Here is a 16,617-nt window from a genome sequence, read left to right as displayed (position 1 = left end):
CCACGGGCCACGGTGGGGTCGCGCTGACTGGACCGACCGCAGGAGTGATCACTGTGCATGTCAACCCGGTACCCCGGTCACGGGTGGGGCGAATCGCCTGGTCATGGTTTCGCCACCCCGTAAAGAGCCGCGAATTTCCCGCCAAGAACGAACGTTTGGTCACCGCCGAGGAGATGTTGCTGTTCGGCGTGTAACCGCCCCTCACCACGCACTCGCCGGTTCGCCGGAGAGTTTGCTCGATGACGCCGGACCGCTATTCCGCCCCGTCCCACAGGCCCGAATCCCGGATGGCCTCGGCCATCGGTTCCAGCACGGCGGGATCGTGCGGCGGGGCGATGTAGACGATGCCCAGATCGAGGCCTTCGGCGGCCAGCGCGGCGGCGTCGTCGAGGACCTTGCGGTAGTTGCGTTCCCGGTCCAGCCCGAGGTGCGCCGACAGCGTGATCTCCTTCGGGTCGCGCCCGATGTCCGCGCAGCGTGCGGCCAGCACGTCGCGCTTGCGGGCGAAGTCCTCCGGTGAGCCACCCGCGAAGTTCCAGTGCTGGGCGTAGCGCGCGGTGATCGGCAGGGTGCGCTTCTCGCCGCTGCCGCCGATGCAGATCGGCGGGTGCGGGCGCTGCGGCCCCTTGGGTTCGTTGCGGGCGCCCTTGAGCCGGTAGTACTTGCCGTCGAAGTCGGTGGTGTCCTGGCTGAGCAGGCTGATCAGCACCTGGCACGCCTCCTCGAAGCGGTCGAAGCGTTCCCGGATGCCGCCCAGTTCGATGCCGTAGGCGCCCGACTCCTCCTCGTTCCAGCCGGCGCCGATCCCCAGTTCGAGCCGGCCGCCGGAGATGATGTCGAGCGCGGCGGCCATGTTGGCCAGCACCGCGGGGTGGCGGTAGTGGGCGCCGGTGACCAGCGTGCCCAGTCGCAGCCGGCTGGTGGCCTGGGCCAGCGCCGTCAGCGTCGTCCAGCCCTCCAGGCAGGGGCCGGTGCTGTCGGAGAAGATCGGGTAGAAGTGGTCGAAGGTCCACCCCGATTCGTAGACGTCGATGTCGTCGGCCGCCCGCCAGACGGCCAGCATGTCCGCCCAGGTGGTGTTTTGGGGGGAAGTCTTGAACGCGAATCGCATGCTCCCGACGGTAGTCGATCTTTATGACGCGCAACTAAACTCGAGCGGTGGGCAACGCGCTGGGGATCGACACCAGGGTCACGCTGCTGGCGGCGGGTTTGATCTTCCTGCTGGCACTGGTTCTCGGGGTCTGGAAGTACCGGCAGATCATGGCGTCCGGCGAGCGCCGCGCGCACCCCTACGTCGACATCGCGCACCGGGCGGCGTTGCTCTACTCGTTCGCGACGCTGCTGGTCGCGGTGTTCGTCGAACTCAGCGCCTGGCCGGCGTGGGTGAACCTGACCGCGGCGGGCGTCGTCGTGTTCTTCTTCGTCGCGGCCATCCTCAGCTACGTCGGCCACGGCGCGCGGCGTGACACCGTGAACCAGTTCGAGAACTCCGGCCGGACCCTCGCGCTGGGGATGGCCCTGCTGATCGCCGGCGAGATCGGCGGGTTCGCGGTGCTGCTCGCGGGATTCGTCGCCGGGCAGCTGTGGTGAGCCTGCGGCAGGGTTTTGGCGGTGACCTGCTTCGCCCGGCTTCGCCGCGCTCGCAGTCGCCGCGGGGCGGGCACACTGGAGGCATGGATCCGGTAGTCGCGCTCCGACAGATCGCCTACTACAAGGACCGGGCGCGGGAAGACTCCCGGCGCGTCATGGCGTACCGCAACGCGGCCGACGTCGTCGAGGGCCTGGACGACGCCGCCCGGGAGCGGCACGGCCGGGCCGACAGCTGGCAGTCGCTGCCGGGCATCGGGCCCAAGACCGCGAAGGTCATCGTGCAGGCGTGGTCGGGTCGCGAACCCGACGCCCTGGCCGACCTGCGTTCCGCGGCAACCGATCTCGGGGGCGGAGAGATCAGGACGGCCCTGCGCGGTGATCTGCACCTGCATTCGAACTGGTCGGACGGGTCGGCGCCGATCGAGGAGATGATGGCCACCGCGGCGGCGCTGGGCCACGAGTACTGCGCGCTGACCGACCACTCGCCGCGCCTGACGATCGCCCACGGCCTGTCCCCGGACCGGTTGCGCGAGCAGCTCGACGTGATCGACGGGCTGCGCGAGAAGTTCGCGCCGATGCGCATCCTCACCGGCATCGAGGTCGACATCCTCGAGGACGGCGCCCTGGACCAGGAACCCGAGCTGCTGGAGCGCCTCGACGTGGTCGTGGCCAGCGTGCACTCCAAGCTGTCGATGGACGCCGCGGCCATGACCCGGCGCATGATCCGCGCCGTCTCCAACCCCCACGCCGACGTGCTGGGCCACTGCACCGGCCGGCTGGTCTCCGGCAACCGCGGCATCCGGCCCGAGTCGAAGTTCGACGCCGAGGCGGTGTTCACCGCCTGCCGCGAGCACGGCACCGCGGTGGAGATCAACTCCCGGCCCGAGCGGCGCGACCCCCCGACCCGGCTGCTGAACCTGGCGCTCGAGATCGGGTGCGTCTTCAGCATCGACACCGACGCGCACGCCCCCGGTCAGCTGGACTTCCTGGGCTACGGCGCCCAGCGCGCGCTGGACGCCGGCGTGCCCGTCGACCGGATCGTCAACACCTGGTCCGCGGACGAATTGCTGGAGTGGACGGCCTCAGTCGGGTAGGTGCGGCATCTCCACGCCGGTCTGGCGGCCGAGCAACACCGCGGGGGTGAGCGCGGATCTGCCGTAGCGGCCGCGCACCGCGTCGATCGCCTCGTCGACGGGGCGCCGGTCCCCGGCGAACGGCAGCATCAGCTGCTGCGCGCCGCCGCGGTCGATGCCCGACACCGCGAAGCCGATCAGGGTCAACCCCCGCTCGCCGATCAGGGGCGCCGCGGCGGCGACCAGTTGCCGTGCCGCGGCCAGGACGGGTTGTGTCGACGAGGTCGCCCAGGGCAGCGTGTGCGACCGGGTGGCGCGCCCGAAGTCGTCGAAGCGCAGCCGCAGCACCACGGTGCGACCGGTGCGGCCGGCCGCGCGCATCCGGGCGGTGATCCGGTCGACCAGGTTGACCACCACCGCGTCCAGGTCGGCGGGCGACATGGCGGTGCCGGCGCGGCCCAGCGCCCGCTGCGCACCCACGGACCGGCGGCGCACACCGGTGGCCACCCGGCGCTCGTCGGCGTTGTGCGACAGCGCGTACAGCCGGCGGCCCATCGCGGGGCCCACCAGGGAGGCCAGCGCGGACTCGCCGAGCTCGGCGACGTCGGCGACGGTGTCGATGCCGTGGGTGCGCAGCCGGTCGGCGGTCCTGGGCCCCACGCCCCACAACCGGGACACCGGCAGCGGGTGCAGGAAGGCCAGCTCCTTCTCGGGGGGCACCAGCAGCAGGCCGTCGGGTTTGGCCTCCCGGCTGGCGACCTTGGCGAGGAACTTGGTGCGGGCGACGCCGACCGTGATGGGCAGCCCGACGCGGGCGCGCACGTCGGCGCGCAACCGCGCGGCGATGTCGACCGGCGTCCCCGAAACCCGGCGCAAACCGGCGACGTCGAGAAACGCCTCGTCCACCGAGACCGGCTCGACGAGCGGAGTGCAGTCCCGGAACACCTCGAACACGGCCTCGCTGGCGCGGGTGTAGGCGCTCATCCGGGGCGGCACCACCGCGGCGTGCGGGCACAGGCGGCGCGCCTGCGCCGCCCCCATCGCGGTGCGCACGCCGTGGGCCCTGGCCTCGTAGCTGGCCGCGAGCACCACGCCGCCGCCGACGATCACCGGGCGACCGCGCAGCGCCGGGTCGTCGCGTTGTTCGACCGACGCGTAGAACGAGTCCAGGTCCGCGTGCAGGACGGAAGCCTCACACCGCACGAACATATGTTCGCACGCGGCGGCGACAACTATCCGGGTTCGCCGTAGATGCTGCTGACCCAGATGTGGGCCAGGGTGTCGACGACCCGGGCCTCGTCGACCGCCGGCACCTCGGCCGACAGCGCGGCCATCATGGTGCGCTCGTTCATCTGGTTCAGCGACGTCGCCAGGTCGGTGGCCGGGATCGTCTCCGGCGCGGCGCCGCGGGCCCGCTCGGCGGTGATCATGGCCGCCGTCTGGTCGATCCATTTCCGCATGAAGCCCAACCACACCGCCCGCAGCTCCGAGCTGGTCGCCAGGGCCTCGGTGGCGGCCCGGGCCAGCGCACGGCGCGAGCTGAACGCGGTGAAGAACGCGTCGATACCGTTGCGCCACACCCGCTTCGGGTCCTGGGGTAGCCGCTGTACCGCGCCGTCGAATTCGGCGTCGGCGCGCGCGATCACCGGCTCGAGCAGCGACAGCACCACCGCTTCCTTGGACTTGAAATAGAAGTAGAACGTGGGCCGCGACAGGCCGGCCCCCCTGGCCAGGTCGTCGACCGAGATGTCGGCGAACGGACGCTCCTCGAGGAGTCGCTCGGCGGTCGCCAGGATCGCCTGCTCCCGGTCGTCCCCGGAGGGGCGCATTGCGCGGCGGCCACGCAGGGCGCGCGTCTGGCCTGTGGGGGTCACGGCAGCGACTTTACACGGCGTCGAGTTTTTCGACAGTCCGTTGACGCACTCGACACCGTGTTGATAGCGTGGCCGCATGGTGCGTCCTAGAAGCTGGATCAGGCTTGCGGGTGTAAGTCCCGTCCCGGTAGGCACCGGAGCGCCGGGTAGCAGGCCCCGGTTCGTCGTTGAGAGGCGGCGGGCTAAGCGGGGTGTCGAGAGCCTCTTTGGAGGGAGCAAGTGCGCGGGCCGTAGTGCCGCTAGGCGCGAGTCCTGCAGCCTCGTCAAATGTACAACGGAGGAGCCGAGCCGCTCATGTCACGGCGAAGGCCTATGTCCGTCGAGCCCCGGTCCGGGGTTAGCTCGGCGGGTCCTTCCGGGGTATGGGGAGCGGCACGTGCACACAGTCTGGTTCGGAAGGGGAGAGACCCGTCTGCCTGGCCTGCGTCAGGCAAAGACCAAGGGTATAAGCCGATGGTGAAATCCTTTGGAGGGCAGCGGGAGTCCGAGGGGGTCGTAGTACCGCTGATCGGCGTGAGAGACACGCCGGGAGGGAAGGGCCCCTGCTTTGATCACGCGCGCGAAGCGGGTAAGCATCAGGGCATGACCGAGGTGACTCGGTCCAATTACCCCGGCAAGCCATCGCTTGCTGTAGCCGACGACGAGCCGTTGGTGGCCTCGCCGGTGAAAGTGCAACAACTGCAACGGGTGCTATGGGCTGCGGCCAAGCAGTCTGAGGGTCGGCGTTTCCACGCTCTGTATGACCGTGTCTACAGGGGTGACGTCCTGTGGGAGGCGTGGGAGCGGGTGCGTAAGAACAAAGGTGCGGCCGGGGTGGATCGGATCACCGTGGCTGCGGTGGAGGACTACGGCGTGGACCGCATGTTGCGCGAGTTGCGTCGTGACCTTCGCGAGGGTGTGTATCTTCCCGCGCCAGCCAGGCGTGTGGAGATTCCGAAACCACGAGGTGGTAAGCGGCCGTTGGGGATTCCCACGGTGCGAGATCGGGTGGTCCAGGCGGCGGCCAAGATCGTGTTGGAACCGATTTTCGAGGCGGACTTTTTGTCGTGCTCGTTCGGGTTTCGGCCGAGGCGGTCGGCGGTGATGGCCAAGGAACGCTTGCGGACCGGGTTCATCGAGGGCCAGGTGTTTGTGGTCGAGTTCGATATCGCTAATTTCTTCGGCGAGATTGACCACGACCGGCTGCTCACGCAGGTGGGTAGGCGGGTCTCGGATCGGCGGGTGCTCAAACTGCTGCGGTTGTGGCTGCAAGCAGGAGTGATGGTCGAGGGGGTGACCCAGCGGACGGTCGCGGGCACCCCGCAGGGCGGGGTGATCTCGCCGCTGTTGGCCAATATCTTTCTGCATGTGCTCGACACCGAACTCGCTGCCCGTGGGGTGGGTGAGTTGGTGCGTTACGCCGATGACGGTGTGGTGTTGTGCCGCACGGCGGAACAGGCCGAGCATGCTTTGGCGGCGGTGGGAGAGATCCTGGCGTCGTTGGGGTTGCGGCTGCATCCGGAGAAGACGAAGGTGGTCGATCTGCGGGCAGGGCGTGAGGGCCTGGACTTTCTGGGCTGTCATTTCCGCGCCCGCATGTCGGGACGGTTGTGGGAGCAGAAGCGGGTCATCCGCTACTACTTGCACCGCTGGCCCAGTCAAACGGCTATGGCCCGGTTACGGGCCAAGGTGCGCGACCGCACCGGCCGCAACCGGGTCGGTCTCGATATCCGTGACGTGATCGCGGAGTTGACGCTGATTCTGCGCGGCTGGGGCAACTACTTTCGTACCGGCAATGCCGCCGTTAAGTTCCGCCAGATCGACCGGTACGTGTGTTGGCGGTTGTTTCGCTTGATGGTTAGAAAGCGGGGCCGCAATCTGCGTGCTGGACAAGCTGAGCAGTGGACCGAAGAGTGGTTTAACGGGCACGGCCTGCACCGGCTTCGTGGCACCATCCGTTACCCGAAAGCTGCGTAACCATGTCTAGAAGATCATCGGTAAGCCGTGTGCGGGAAAACCGCACGCACGGATTGAAAGGGGGAAGGGGAAACGGGCTCAACGAGCACCGCGCCCCCGACTACCAATGACTGAGCATCTTGACGTCGTCATCGTGGGCGCCGGCATCTCGGGCGTGAGCGCGGCCTGGCACCTGCAGGATCGCTGCCCCGCCAAGAGCTACGCCATCCTGGAGAAGCGCGAAGCCATGGGCGGCACCTGGGACCTGTTCCGCTACCCGGGCATTCGTTCCGACTCCGACATGCATACGCTGGGCTTCCGGTTCCGCCCGTGGACCGAGCGGCAGGCCATCGCCGACGGCAAGCCGATCCTCGACTACGTCAAGGGCACCGCGGCCATGTACGGCATCGACAAGCACATCCGGCTCAACCACAAGGTGCTCAGCGCCGACTGGTCCCACGCGGAGAACCGCTGGACGCTGCAGGTCGACGACAACGGCACGCCGAGCACGATCACCTGCACCTTCCTGTTCCTGTGCAGCGGCTACTACAACTACGAGCAGGGCTATGCCCCGGAGTTCCGCGGCGCGCAAGACTTCACCGGCCCGATCATTCACCCGCAGCACTGGCCGGAGGACCTCGACTACGCCGGCAAGAACGTCGTCGTGATCGGCAGCGGCGCCACGGCGGTGACCCTGATTCCGGCGCTGGCGGAGTCGGGCGCCGGACACGTCACGATGCTGCAGCGCTCACCGACCTACATCGTCTCGCAGCCCAAGCGCGACAAGATGGCAGAGCGGCTCAACCGCCTGCTGCCGGACAACCTGGCCTACACCGTCATCCGCTGGAAGAACGTGCTGCGCCAGGCGGCGCTCTACGGCGCCTGCCAGAAGTGGCCGCAACGCATGCGCAAGACCCTGCTCGGCTTCGTCGAACGCCAGCTGCCCGAGGGCTACGACGTGGAGAAGCACTTCGGCCCGCAGTACAACCCGTGGGACCAGCGGTTGTGCCTGGTGCCCAGCGGCGACCTGTTCCGCGCCATCCGAAAGGGCCGGGCCGAGGTGGTCACCGACACCATCGACCGGTTCACCCCCACCGGCATCCGGCTCAACTCCGGCCAGGAGCTGCCCGCCGACATCATCATCACCGCAACCGGTTTGAACCTGCAGCTGTTCGGCGGCGCCACCGTCACCGTCGACGGGGAGCCGGTGGACCTGACCAAGACGATGGCCTACAAGGGCATGATGCTCTCCGGGCTGCCGAACATGGTCTACACCGTCGGCTACACCAACGCGTCGTGGACGCTGAAGGCCGACCTGGTGTCCGAGTTCGCCTGCCGGGTGCTCAACTACATGGACGACAACGGGTTTGACACCGTGGTGGTCGAGCACCCGGGGTCCGACGTCGAGGAGCGCCCGTTCATGGAGTTCACTCCCGGGTATGTGCTGCGCTCGCTTGACGAGCTGCCCAAGCAGGGCTCGCGCAAGCCGTGGCGGCTCAACCAGAACTACCTGCGCGACATCTTGCTGATCCGGCGCGGCAAAATCGACGACGAGGGCTTGCGGTTCACCAAAAAGCCCGCGCCCGTAGCGGTTTAGGCATCGCTCTCAGCGACGACGACGATGCCGTCGTCGTCGCTGTAGGCGATCTGCCCGGGCGCGAACGTCACCCCGCCGAGGCTGACCTCGACGTCGCACTCGCCCGCCCCGGTCTTGGTGCTCTTGCGGGGGTTGGTCCCCAGCGCCTTGATGCCGATGTCGATCCCACGCAGCGCGGCGGCGTCACGGACGGCGCCGTTGATCACCAGGCCGGCCCAGCCGTTGGAGCGGGCCAGCTCGGCGATGACGTCGCCGACCAGCGCGGTGTGCAGCGAACCGGCGCCGTCGACGACCAGCACACCGCCCGCGCCCGGTTGGGACAGCACGGATTTGAGCAGCGCGTTGTCCTGGAAGCACCGCACGGTGCTGATCGTCCCGGCGAAGTGCGGGCGTCCGCCGAATTGGCGGAACTGAAGATCGCAGCTGCGTACGTCGGACCCGATGCTGTCGACGAGGTCGGCGGTGGGCCGGAATTCCACGGTCACCTCAGCGGCGGCGTAGCTGGCGGATCAGCAGAATGGCCAGCAGGCTGAGGGCGACGGCGACGATCAGGGGGGCCGGGGACTGTCCCGGGGCCGGCGCCGGAATGTCGCGCGACACCGGGTTGGGTGCGGATTCCACCGTGGACTTCGCTTGTGCGGCAGCATCTTTGGCGGCAGCGGCGAGGTCACCGTTGGTTTCGGCCCGCTGCACCGCAGCAAGGGGTTGCTCGACCGGCTCCCTCGGCTTTTCCGGGGGCTGCGGGCTCTTGGCGGGCGCCTTCTTGGCCGGGGCCTTCTTGGCGGGGGCCTTCTTGGCCGGTGCGTTCGCGGCCGGGGCCTTCTTGGCGGGGGTTTTCTTGGCTGGAGCTTTCGCGATCTTCTTGGCCGCCTTGGCAGGAGGAGCCTTCTCCGGCGGCGTCGGCGCGCCGTCGGATTGGTGATCGGGTTGCTCTTGCGGGTCTGCCATGCGGCCGCTCCTTTGCGCCATGCTCGTCGCGCACGAAAATTACTCTCCGCCCCATCATGCCAGGAGGCGCGGCGGCGTCTCGGCCACACCGGCGCCGCTCACGGCCTGCGGCGAACCGCCCAGATGCCGCCCGCGGCCACGAGGGCCACGGTCACCGCCACGAACGGCCACAACGGCGGGTTGCCGCCGCCCCGGTGGGGGGCCGCGGCCGGCCCCGGTGTGCCGGTTCCCGGCACCGTCAGCCGAAACGACCAGGATCCCGACACCACGTGGCCGTCCGCCGACGTCACCCGGTAGTTGACCGTGTACGTCCCGGCCGGCCCGAGCGGGCGCAGGGCGACGCCGACGACCGCACCCTGCACCGCCGGGTCCCCGGTGGACCACACGTTGCCGTCGGGACCGACCACCGTCATCGCCGCGAACGTGGGCTGCAGCCGCTCGTCGAAGGTGGCGCTCACCCGGTCGGGCCCGGCCGTGAGGTCGGCGCCGTCCGCGGGATCCGCGGCGATCCGGGTCGCGTGCGCCAGCGCGATCGGGGCTTGCAGCGTGGCCAGCGTGGCCAGCAACAGGCTCAACCAGGCGGCGGCGCCGATGACGCGGGCCGCACGCCCGTGGGGCAGGGACATCTCAGACCGCGGCCAGTCCGAGGCGGGCCATCACGTCGGCCTCGATCCCGTCCAGTTGCGAGGAGATCGCGGCGTGGGCCGCCCGGCGCCGCGCGGCGGGCATGTTCTCGGCGGCGAGGACGGCCGCCGACAGATCGGTGAGCCGCTCGGTCATCGCGGCGACGAACTGCTTTGTCTCGGCATCCTTCGGCTTCTTCTCCTGCACCAGGCGCAGCGACTTCTCGGATCCGGCAACCCGGGCCGACAGCTGGGCTCCGTGTCCGGAGAACTGGCCGGTCTGCGCCAGCGGGATGCCGAGCTGGTCCGCGCGACGCTGGTCGATCACCGCCCGGGCGGCCATGGCCGCCCGATAGAGGACCGGCGTGAGGACCGGCGCGAGCAGCCGGGACACCGTCAGCGCGCGCCGAATCCGCGTCGGCGACAGCAGCTTGCCCTCGCGTGCCGCCTTGAGCTCCGTCTCGGCGACCTTCAGCGCCGTCCGGTCGCTGTCGCGCTGCGCCTTGATCTGTGCCCTGAGCGCCTTGGCCGCGGCCTTTTCGGAGGCCTTCCGATCGTCTTTCATGCGGCGGGCCTCGTTCTTGGCGGCGAGCCTGGCCTCCATCTTGGCGCGGGCGGTGATCGCCCGGGCTTCGGCGCGACGCGTCGCGCGACTCTTTCGTTTGCGGAACAGGCCCATGAGCCAACACTAATGGGAATGGACCTGCGGCAGCCCGCCAGGTGGGGCTGCGCAGGCGTTGGCGTGGCTAGGCGCCCAGACGTTCCGCGGTGCCCATCCGCTCCGCGTTGCGCAGCTCGTCCGCCCGCGCCAAGAGTTCCTGCTTGGACTCCGGGGAGAGCTCGAGGGCGGCCAGCGCGATGTTGCGCACCCCGTCGTGGCGCACCGCGGCCATCCACGTCAGTTCCCTGTTGAGTTTCTCGTAGTACTCGTCGTCGGTGAAGTACGCCGGCTTGATGCGGAAGAAGTTGGCCAGCGCGGCCATCGTCGCCGCCGAGGGGTTGGTGCGGTTTCCCGAACGTAGCTGGGACAGGTAGGGGGCCGACATCGTGACGCCCTCGGACTTCAAGGCGGCGATCACCTCCGCGGAGGTGTGGGGTCCGCGGCCGGGGGGATAGACCGTGTCGAACAGGCGGTTCAACCGGGCAGCAAACGTCGTGCTCATCGATATGACCTCCACGGGGCTGTAGAAGTGGACTGTTTCTTAGGTGTATTTGCTGATCATGGCAGCCGGGGCTGACATTCGCATTCAGTTGCAAACGTGCGGCGATTCGCTGATGCCTGCCTCGGCGACCGCTCGCCCTACACCCGTCGAGCCTCCAATCTCTCCTCGCGCCTGTCCACCAATTCTGCTAAGTTCACAGGTTATCCGCAGAATTGGGGTCGCAGACCGGCGTGGTCCAGGACCGCCGAGCGTTTCGCAAATTGGCCTGAACGATGGTGACGGACGAAATCACCGCAACCGATCGCGCGCGGTGAGCAACGAAGGTAACGCTTTGCTGTCGGATGGAGCAGCCTCCCCTTGGGACGGTTTGCGAAGACACTCAAAAACCCCTGGTGTCACTTTGGTTACGGCTGCCGAGCAGGATGGTCCGGCGGGGCGGGTGCCGCCCGGTGCCCGTCTCCGGAGCGGGTGGCGGGTCCGGGGGCGAAACTTCCGTCGGGCGCCGCCGTGCGAAGCGCGTGATCCTCAGTGTTTGCCGGCAGTCATACCGGCGGCGTGGGCGCGGTGGCGCTCGCCGGATCTCGGGCCCGGTACCTTGGCTGCCGCTGTCCACCAGCCGAACGAGCCGGTGGCCCCGCGACGGCGGTTGCCGAAGTGTGCGACCGTCCCTAAGCCGCCAGCAGCATCGCGAGGATCGCGGTGTCGGGATGGCTGATCGGGTCGACGCCGACGCGGCTGACCATCGACGTGATCGTCCCGTCGGCTTCGGCTTCCACCCACGCCGCCCGGTGTTCGAGCCCCAGGTACGGCAGGCCCGGCAACAGGACGCATCCCGACGCCGCACCTGTGCATTCCGGCAGCGACGGGGTGGTTTCGGAGGGGGGATGTAACATCAGCAGCGCGGGGGGCTGATGGTCGGCGAAATAGCCTGGCTGGATGGCCGATTCACCGAAGACGGTGCCCTCGGCCAGGACCAGGCCCACCGTGCCCGGCTCGGGTTCGTCGGGCAACTCCTCGCGGGCACCGAACACCGTTGTGGTGGAGAGCAATCCGGGCAGCGACGCGACGCGCACCGCGACCATCAGGAGCTGAGCCCATTCCTTAGTCGAATCGGGCCAACGCCCGGAGATCACAAACCCTTTCAGGGCACCGCGAGCATGGAAGGGAGAAATCCCTATCGGTCCACCCGATCCCGCTTCCATCTCGACCTCCGTGCGCGTCCGTTTCGAAATAACCACGCTGGTAGCTCGAATAATTCAGCATGCCTGCGGTTTCGGCGCGTTGCAACTCGACACGGCAACCGGCGGCCGGGATCTCGACATTCCCGAAAAAGCTCGGGGCGCCGCGCAACCGCGCGGCGCCCCAGCCTGGGAATGGCGAGTCAGCCCGAAATGAGGCCCTTGGTCTTCGTCGTCGCGGCGGTGTAGCGCGACTGGACGTCCTCCCAGTTGACGATGTTCCAGAAAGCCTTGGCGAAGTCGCCCTTGACGTTCTTGTACTGCAGGTAGAACGCGTGCTCCCACATGTCGAGCAGCAGCAGCGGAACGATGCCCAGCGGGAAGTTGGACTGGTGGTCGTAGACCTGGAAGATCAGCAGCCTGTTGCCCAGGGTGTCCCAGCCGAGGGCCGCCCAGCCCGAGCCCTGCACCGTGGTGGCCGCGGCGTTGAACTGGGCGCGGAACGTGTCGAACGACCCGAACGCCTCGTCGATGGCCGCGGCGAGCTCGCCCGTCGGCTTGTCGCCGCCATTCGGCGACAGGTTCTTCCACCACAACGTGTGGTTGACGTGACCGCCCAGGTTGAACGCCAGGTTCTTCTCGTGCAGCAGGATCGCGGCGAAATCTTCCTTGGCGCGTGCTTCCTCGAGCTTTTCCACAGCGGTGTTCGCGCCCTTGACGTACGTGGCGTGGTGCTTGGTGTGGTGCAGCTCGTTGATCTGGCCCGAGATGTGCGGTTCCAGCGCTGCGTAGTCCCAGTCCAGATCGGGCAGGGTGTATTCGGCCACAGCATTCCTTTCTTAGTGATCGTTAGTTGATCGCCTTGACGCTCATTCGCACGTGTCCGCCACGCGCCGGCCTGGCATGGTCAACCCTGCTCCATGACCGCGCGCGCCGCAAGAATCACCGCTATGGGCAATTGACGGACATACCCGTTCGGCGGCGTTTCAAGACGAGAAATCAGGACAACACGATGACCGCCAGAACTGCCAGCAAGAGCAGCGCGATCAGGCCCGCACGCAAGGCGGCGACGCTGTGGCTGTGGTTCCACGCGGGCGAGCCGGAATACGAGCTCGAGGGGCCCTGCGAACCAGGACCGAACGAATGCGTGGCCATTAGTCGCCCTCCACCTGCACGACACCTCGCCGAAGTGAGATGAGTCACACGGATATTTTCGTGACCGTGATCATAACCCTTGGCAACCGTCCTGAAAAATGCGGCGGGGCGGGGCGCCGGCAACTCTCGGCGGCGGCGGGAGGGCGAACGGGCATCGCCCGGCGGCGGATCCGGCCTGTCCGTGGCATGAGGATGACATGACGAGGCGGGCCGGCGGTTATCCACAGCCACGGCCCACCTCGGGCACGACACCAGTATCGATGGGTTCCATACCCCGAAGCATGGTGTGGATAAACCTGTGGAAACTGTGGATAGCGAGCGGCCCCCGGGTGGGTCGGGACGAGGCCCGTGCCGGCGGCATGCGGCCGGCCTTTCCCGACACGCCTTAGGCTGGTCCGGTGATCCAGGTGTGCTCCCAGTGCGGCACTCGGTGGAACGTGCGCGAGCGACGGCGCGAATGGTGTCCTCGCTGCCGCGGCCCGCTGCTGGCGCCGCACTCGGGGCCCGGGCCGGGTGCGCCGCAACCGCCGCCGCCCGACCCCCGCTGGGGCCCGGGCGCCGGTCCCCCGCCGCGCACGGCGTCCGGTGCCGCAGCCTGGCGGCGCACCCGGCCGCAGCTGCCGCCGGGCTTCCGGTGGATCGCGGTGCGCCCCGGCGCCGCCCCGCCGCCGCGGCGCGGACGGCGGTCCCGGGGGCCCACTCCGCGCTACGCCGTCATGCCGCGCTGGGGTCTGGCGGACCGGGTCGACCAGGCTGCCGCGACGATCCCGCCGCCGGCGAAGGCGGGACCGCCGGCCGCCGTGGTGCGCACCACGGTGTTCGTCAGCGTGCTGGTGCTCAGCCTCGCGGCCCTGGTCTACGTCGTGCGCTATGTGCTGTTGGTGATCAACCGGAACACGCTGCTCAACTCGGTGGTGGCCCTGGCCGGGCAGTGGCTGGGGGTGCTGGCCAGCGTGGCGGCGATCGCGGCGGTGACCGTGTGCGCGGTGACGGCGGTCCGGTGGCTGATCGCGCGGCGTGCCGCCGTGTTGTCGCACCACGGGCTGCCGGAACCGCGCTCCGCCCGGGGTTTGTGGGCCGGCTGCCTGGTGCCCCTGGCCAACGTGGTGTGGGCGCCCGTGTACGTCATCGAGCTGGCCGTCCTGGAAGACCACTACGCCCGGCTGCGCCGGCCGATCGTGCAGTGGTGGATCGCCTGGGTAGTCGGCTACGTGGCGTGGATCTTCGCGATCGTCACCAGCTTCGCCACCGACGCCCAGGGCATCGCCAACAACACCGTCATGATGGTGCTGACGTACCTGCTCGCGGCCGTCACGGTGGCCGCGCTCGGCCGGGTCTTCGAGGGATTCGAGCGCAAACCGGTGCAACGCCCCGCGCATCGCTGGGTGGTGGTCACCCCGGACCAGCCGGACCGGCCCCAGGCGCACGCGCCCGCCGGCCCTGTTGAGTTGCCGGGGCGGGAACCGGCAGCATAGTGCTATGACGTGGGCCGACGAGGTGCTCGCCGGGCATCCCTTTGTGGTGGCCCACCGCGGCGCGTCGGCCGGTCGGCCCGAACACACGCTTGCCGCCTACGACCTCGCGCTCAAGGAGGGCGCCGACGGCGTGGAATGCGACGTGCGGCTCACCCGCGACGGGCACCTGGTGTGCGTGCACGACCGGCGGCTGGACCGCACCTCCACGGGGGCCGGCCTGGTGAGCACGATGACGCTGGCCGAGTTGCGCGAGCACGAGTACGGCGCGTGGCACGACAGCTGGCGTGCGGACGGTACGCACGGCGACACCAGCCTGCTGACGCTGGATTCGCTCGTCTCGCTCGTACTCGACTGGCACCGCCCGGTGAAGCTTTTCATCGAGACCAAGCACCCGGTCCGGTACGGCTCGTTGGTGGAGAGCAAGCTGCTGGCGCTGCTGCACCGGTTCGGTATCGCCGCGCCGGCGTCCGCCGACCGGTCGCGCGCCGTGGTGATGTCGTTTTCCGCGGCCGCGGTGTGGCGGATACGGCGCGCGGCGCCGCTGCTGCCCACGGTGCTGCTCGGCAAGACCGCCCGCTACCTGACCAGCAGCGCGGTCACGGCCGTCGGGGCCACCGCCGTCGGGCCCGCACTGTCGACCTTGAAGGACTATCCGAAACTCGTGGACCGCGCCGTCGCGCAGGGCAGGGCGGTGTACTGCTGGAACGTCGACGAGTACGAGGACATCGACTTCTGCCGGGACATCGGGGTGGCCTGGCTCGCGACGCACCACCCGGGCCGCACCAAGGCCTGGCTGCAGAACGCGCGGGGCGGCGGGCTGGACGAAGGCGGCCCCCCGGCGGAGGGCGCCGTGCCCGGCTGATCGTCGGCGGCGAGCGCGTCGAACAGTTCGGCGGCCGCATCGTGGTTCCAGATCACCACCGAGCCCGCGTCGGTGCTGGCGAACTCGCCGATCGGGACGGTCAACGTGGTGGTCGTTCCGTGCAGCGCCCAGCCGAGCCGCGCCAGGTCCCACACGTGGTCGTCGCGCCCGACGGTCAGGGCGCCGACGACCGCGTGCGGCACCGCATACCAGCGCCACGGGTTCAGCCACACGCCGGGATCGGCGGCGCGGTGCACCAGTGCCGACACGAACTGCCGTTGGTTGGTCATCCGGTCCAGGTCCGCCCGCGGTGTGTCACGGGACCGGACGTAGCCGAGCGCGTCGCGGCCGCCGAGGGTCTGGCAGCCGGCCGGCAGGTCGATGCCCGCCAGCGGGTCGTCCATCGGGGCGTCCGGGCACACCCGCACCCCGCCGAGCGCGTCGACCAGGGCGGCGAAACCCCCGAAGCCGACCTCGGCGTAGTGGTCCAGGCGCAGCCCGGTGGCCTGCTCCACCGTGCGGGTCAGCAGGGGTGCGCCGCCGATCGTGAACGCGGCGTTGAGCTTGTCCCTGCCGTGGCCCGGGATCGGCACATAGGAGTCGCGGGGCAGCGACACCACGGTGGGGGCCGCCCGGCGCCACAACTGCGGTAGGTGGACCAGCAGGATGGTGTCGGTACGGGCGCCGCCGATGTCGCCGCCGGTGGCCAGCTCCCGCTGTTGCGCCGGGGTGAGCCCCTGGCGGCTGTCCGAGCCGACGAGCAGCCAGTTGGTGCCGCGGCCCGGGCCGGGCCGATCGGGATAGTCGGCCAGCGCCGGGGCGCGGTGCAGCGCGGTGTCCAGCCATACGGCTGCGCCGACGAGGCCGGCACCGGTCATCAGCAAGGCCGCCAGCAGGCTCGTCGCGGCCGCGCGCACCCAGCGGCGCTTGCCGCGCCGGGGCGGCGCCGCAGGCCGGGGCGGGGGACCCTGCGGGGCCGGCGCCCGGCCGGTATCGCGCCGCGCGCCGACGAAACCGCCGGCGCGCGGCGGCGGCGCCGGCGGTTTCGTCGGCGCGACGGGCGGCGGGGCCGGTTCACGGCGGATGACCTGGGACGGCTCCGGGCGTGATCCCGGACGGTCCGGTGGTCTCTCGCCGTGCACCT

Annotated in this window: 17 protein-coding genes and 1 pseudogene; 6 read left to right on the top strand and 12 right to left on the bottom strand. The window is 69.5% G+C overall.

Features of this window, described 5'->3' with window-relative positions; all coding sequences use genetic code 11:
- Positions 1-253: 253 nt before the first annotated feature.
- On the bottom strand, positions 254-1,111 hold the full coding sequence (locus tag ACJ512_RS29470) for an LLM class F420-dependent oxidoreductase (RefSeq protein WP_407689182.1): 858 nt from the start codon (positions 1,109-1,111) through the stop codon (positions 254-256).
- A gap of 47 nt (positions 1,112-1,158) precedes the next feature.
- Between ACJ512_RS29470 and ACJ512_RS29465 the strand changes: the two genes are divergently transcribed.
- Together ACJ512_RS29465 and ACJ512_RS29460 are read left to right on the top strand one after the other, a co-directional pair.
- Entirely contained in the window at positions 1,159-1,590 is a 432-nt protein-coding gene (locus ACJ512_RS29465; RefSeq protein ID WP_407689181.1) for a hypothetical protein, read from the top strand.
- An 83-nt stretch (positions 1,591-1,673) separates the two neighbouring features.
- Positions 1,674-2,684 (top strand): PHP domain-containing protein, encoded by a 1,011-nt coding sequence (locus ACJ512_RS29460; protein WP_407689180.1) that lies wholly within the window; start codon positions 1,674-1,676, stop codon positions 2,682-2,684.
- On the opposite strand, the gene dinB is transcribed toward ACJ512_RS29460, so the two are convergent.
- Together dinB and ACJ512_RS29450 are read right to left on the bottom strand one after the other, a co-directional pair.
- Positions 2,673-3,872, bottom strand: a complete 1,200-nt coding sequence (dinB, locus tag ACJ512_RS29455; RefSeq protein ID WP_407689179.1) for a DNA polymerase IV — start codon at positions 3,870-3,872, stop codon at positions 2,673-2,675. The genes ACJ512_RS29460 and dinB overlap by 12 nt on opposite strands.
- Positions 3,873-3,895: 23 nt before the next feature.
- On the bottom strand, positions 3,896-4,537 hold the full coding sequence (locus ACJ512_RS29450) for a TetR/AcrR family transcriptional regulator (protein WP_407689178.1): 642 nt from the start codon (positions 4,535-4,537) through the stop codon (positions 3,896-3,898).
- 582 nt (positions 4,538-5,119) lie between these two features.
- Here ACJ512_RS29450 and ltrA point away from each other — a divergent pair.
- Together ltrA and ACJ512_RS29440 are read left to right on the top strand one after the other, a co-directional pair.
- Positions 5,120-6,493 (top strand): group II intron reverse transcriptase/maturase, encoded by a 1,374-nt coding sequence (ltrA, locus tag ACJ512_RS29445; RefSeq protein ID WP_407689776.1) that lies wholly within the window; start codon positions 5,120-5,122, stop codon positions 6,491-6,493.
- 106 nt (positions 6,494-6,599) lie between these two features.
- On the top strand, positions 6,600-8,069 hold the full coding sequence (locus ACJ512_RS29440; protein ID WP_461479923.1) for a flavin-containing monooxygenase: 1,470 nt from the start codon (positions 6,600-6,602) through the stop codon (positions 8,067-8,069).
- On the opposite strand, the gene rraA is transcribed toward ACJ512_RS29440, so the two are convergent.
- The 8 genes from rraA to ACJ512_RS29400 form a co-directional block, all read right to left on the bottom strand.
- Positions 8,066-8,554, bottom strand: a complete 489-nt coding sequence (rraA, locus tag ACJ512_RS29435) for a ribonuclease E activity regulator RraA (RefSeq protein ID WP_407689499.1) — start codon at positions 8,552-8,554, stop codon at positions 8,066-8,068. The genes ACJ512_RS29440 and rraA overlap by 4 nt on opposite strands.
- A gap of 1 nt (position 8,555) precedes the next feature.
- The gene (locus tag ACJ512_RS29430) at positions 8,556-9,017 is read right to left on the bottom strand and encodes an Rv3852 family protein (protein ID WP_407689500.1); all 462 of its coding nucleotides are present in this window, start codon (positions 9,015-9,017) and stop codon (positions 8,556-8,558) included.
- Between the two features lie 98 nt (positions 9,018-9,115).
- Positions 9,116-9,643: a copper resistance CopC family protein gene (locus tag ACJ512_RS29425; RefSeq protein ID WP_407689501.1), complete on the bottom strand. Its 528-nt coding sequence runs from the start codon at positions 9,641-9,643 to the stop codon at positions 9,116-9,118.
- Position 9,644: 1 nt separating this feature from the next.
- Positions 9,645-10,319 (bottom strand): DUF6474 family protein, encoded by a 675-nt coding sequence (locus tag ACJ512_RS29420; protein ID WP_407689502.1) that lies wholly within the window; start codon positions 10,317-10,319, stop codon positions 9,645-9,647.
- A gap of 67 nt (positions 10,320-10,386) precedes the next feature.
- Complete coding sequence (locus ACJ512_RS29415; RefSeq protein ID WP_407689503.1) at positions 10,387-10,803, bottom strand: transcriptional regulator; 417 nt, start codon at positions 10,801-10,803, stop codon at positions 10,387-10,389.
- Between the two features lie 668 nt (positions 10,804-11,471).
- The gene (locus ACJ512_RS29410) at positions 11,472-12,005 is read right to left on the bottom strand and encodes a peptidase (protein ID WP_369736333.1); all 534 of its coding nucleotides are present in this window, start codon (positions 12,003-12,005) and stop codon (positions 11,472-11,474) included.
- Positions 12,006-12,184: 179 nt separating this feature from the next.
- Positions 12,185-12,808, bottom strand: a complete 624-nt coding sequence (locus ACJ512_RS29405; RefSeq protein WP_407689504.1) for a superoxide dismutase — start codon at positions 12,806-12,808, stop codon at positions 12,185-12,187.
- A gap of 172 nt (positions 12,809-12,980) precedes the next feature.
- Positions 12,981-13,136: a hypothetical protein gene (locus ACJ512_RS29400; protein ID WP_369736335.1), complete on the bottom strand. Its 156-nt coding sequence runs from the start codon at positions 13,134-13,136 to the stop codon at positions 12,981-12,983.
- Between the two features lie 398 nt (positions 13,137-13,534).
- Between ACJ512_RS29400 and ACJ512_RS29395 the strand changes: the two genes are divergently transcribed.
- Together ACJ512_RS29395 and ACJ512_RS29390 are read left to right on the top strand one after the other, a co-directional pair.
- Positions 13,535-14,611 (top strand): DUF4328 domain-containing protein, encoded by a 1,077-nt coding sequence (locus ACJ512_RS29395; RefSeq protein ID WP_461479922.1) that lies wholly within the window; start codon positions 13,535-13,537, stop codon positions 14,609-14,611.
- 4 nt (positions 14,612-14,615) lie between these two features.
- On the top strand, positions 14,616-15,473 hold the full coding sequence (locus tag ACJ512_RS29390; protein ID WP_407689762.1) for a glycerophosphodiester phosphodiesterase: 858 nt from the start codon (positions 14,616-14,618) through the stop codon (positions 15,471-15,473).
- On the opposite strand, the pseudogene ACJ512_RS29385 reads toward ACJ512_RS29390, so the two are convergent.
- Positions 15,437-16,615: pseudogene (locus tag ACJ512_RS29385) on the bottom strand (LCP family protein); the annotation flags it as partial. The gene ACJ512_RS29390 and the pseudogene ACJ512_RS29385 overlap by 37 nt on opposite strands.
- Between the last annotated feature and the right edge of the window lie 2 nt (positions 16,616-16,617).

This window comes from Mycobacterium cajalii (assembly GCF_045809005.2).
Taxonomy (GTDB): domain Bacteria; phylum Actinomycetota; class Actinomycetes; order Mycobacteriales; family Mycobacteriaceae; genus Mycobacterium.
Note: the sequence above shows the minus strand (reverse complement) of the source record. Positions and strands in the feature narration are given on the sequence as shown.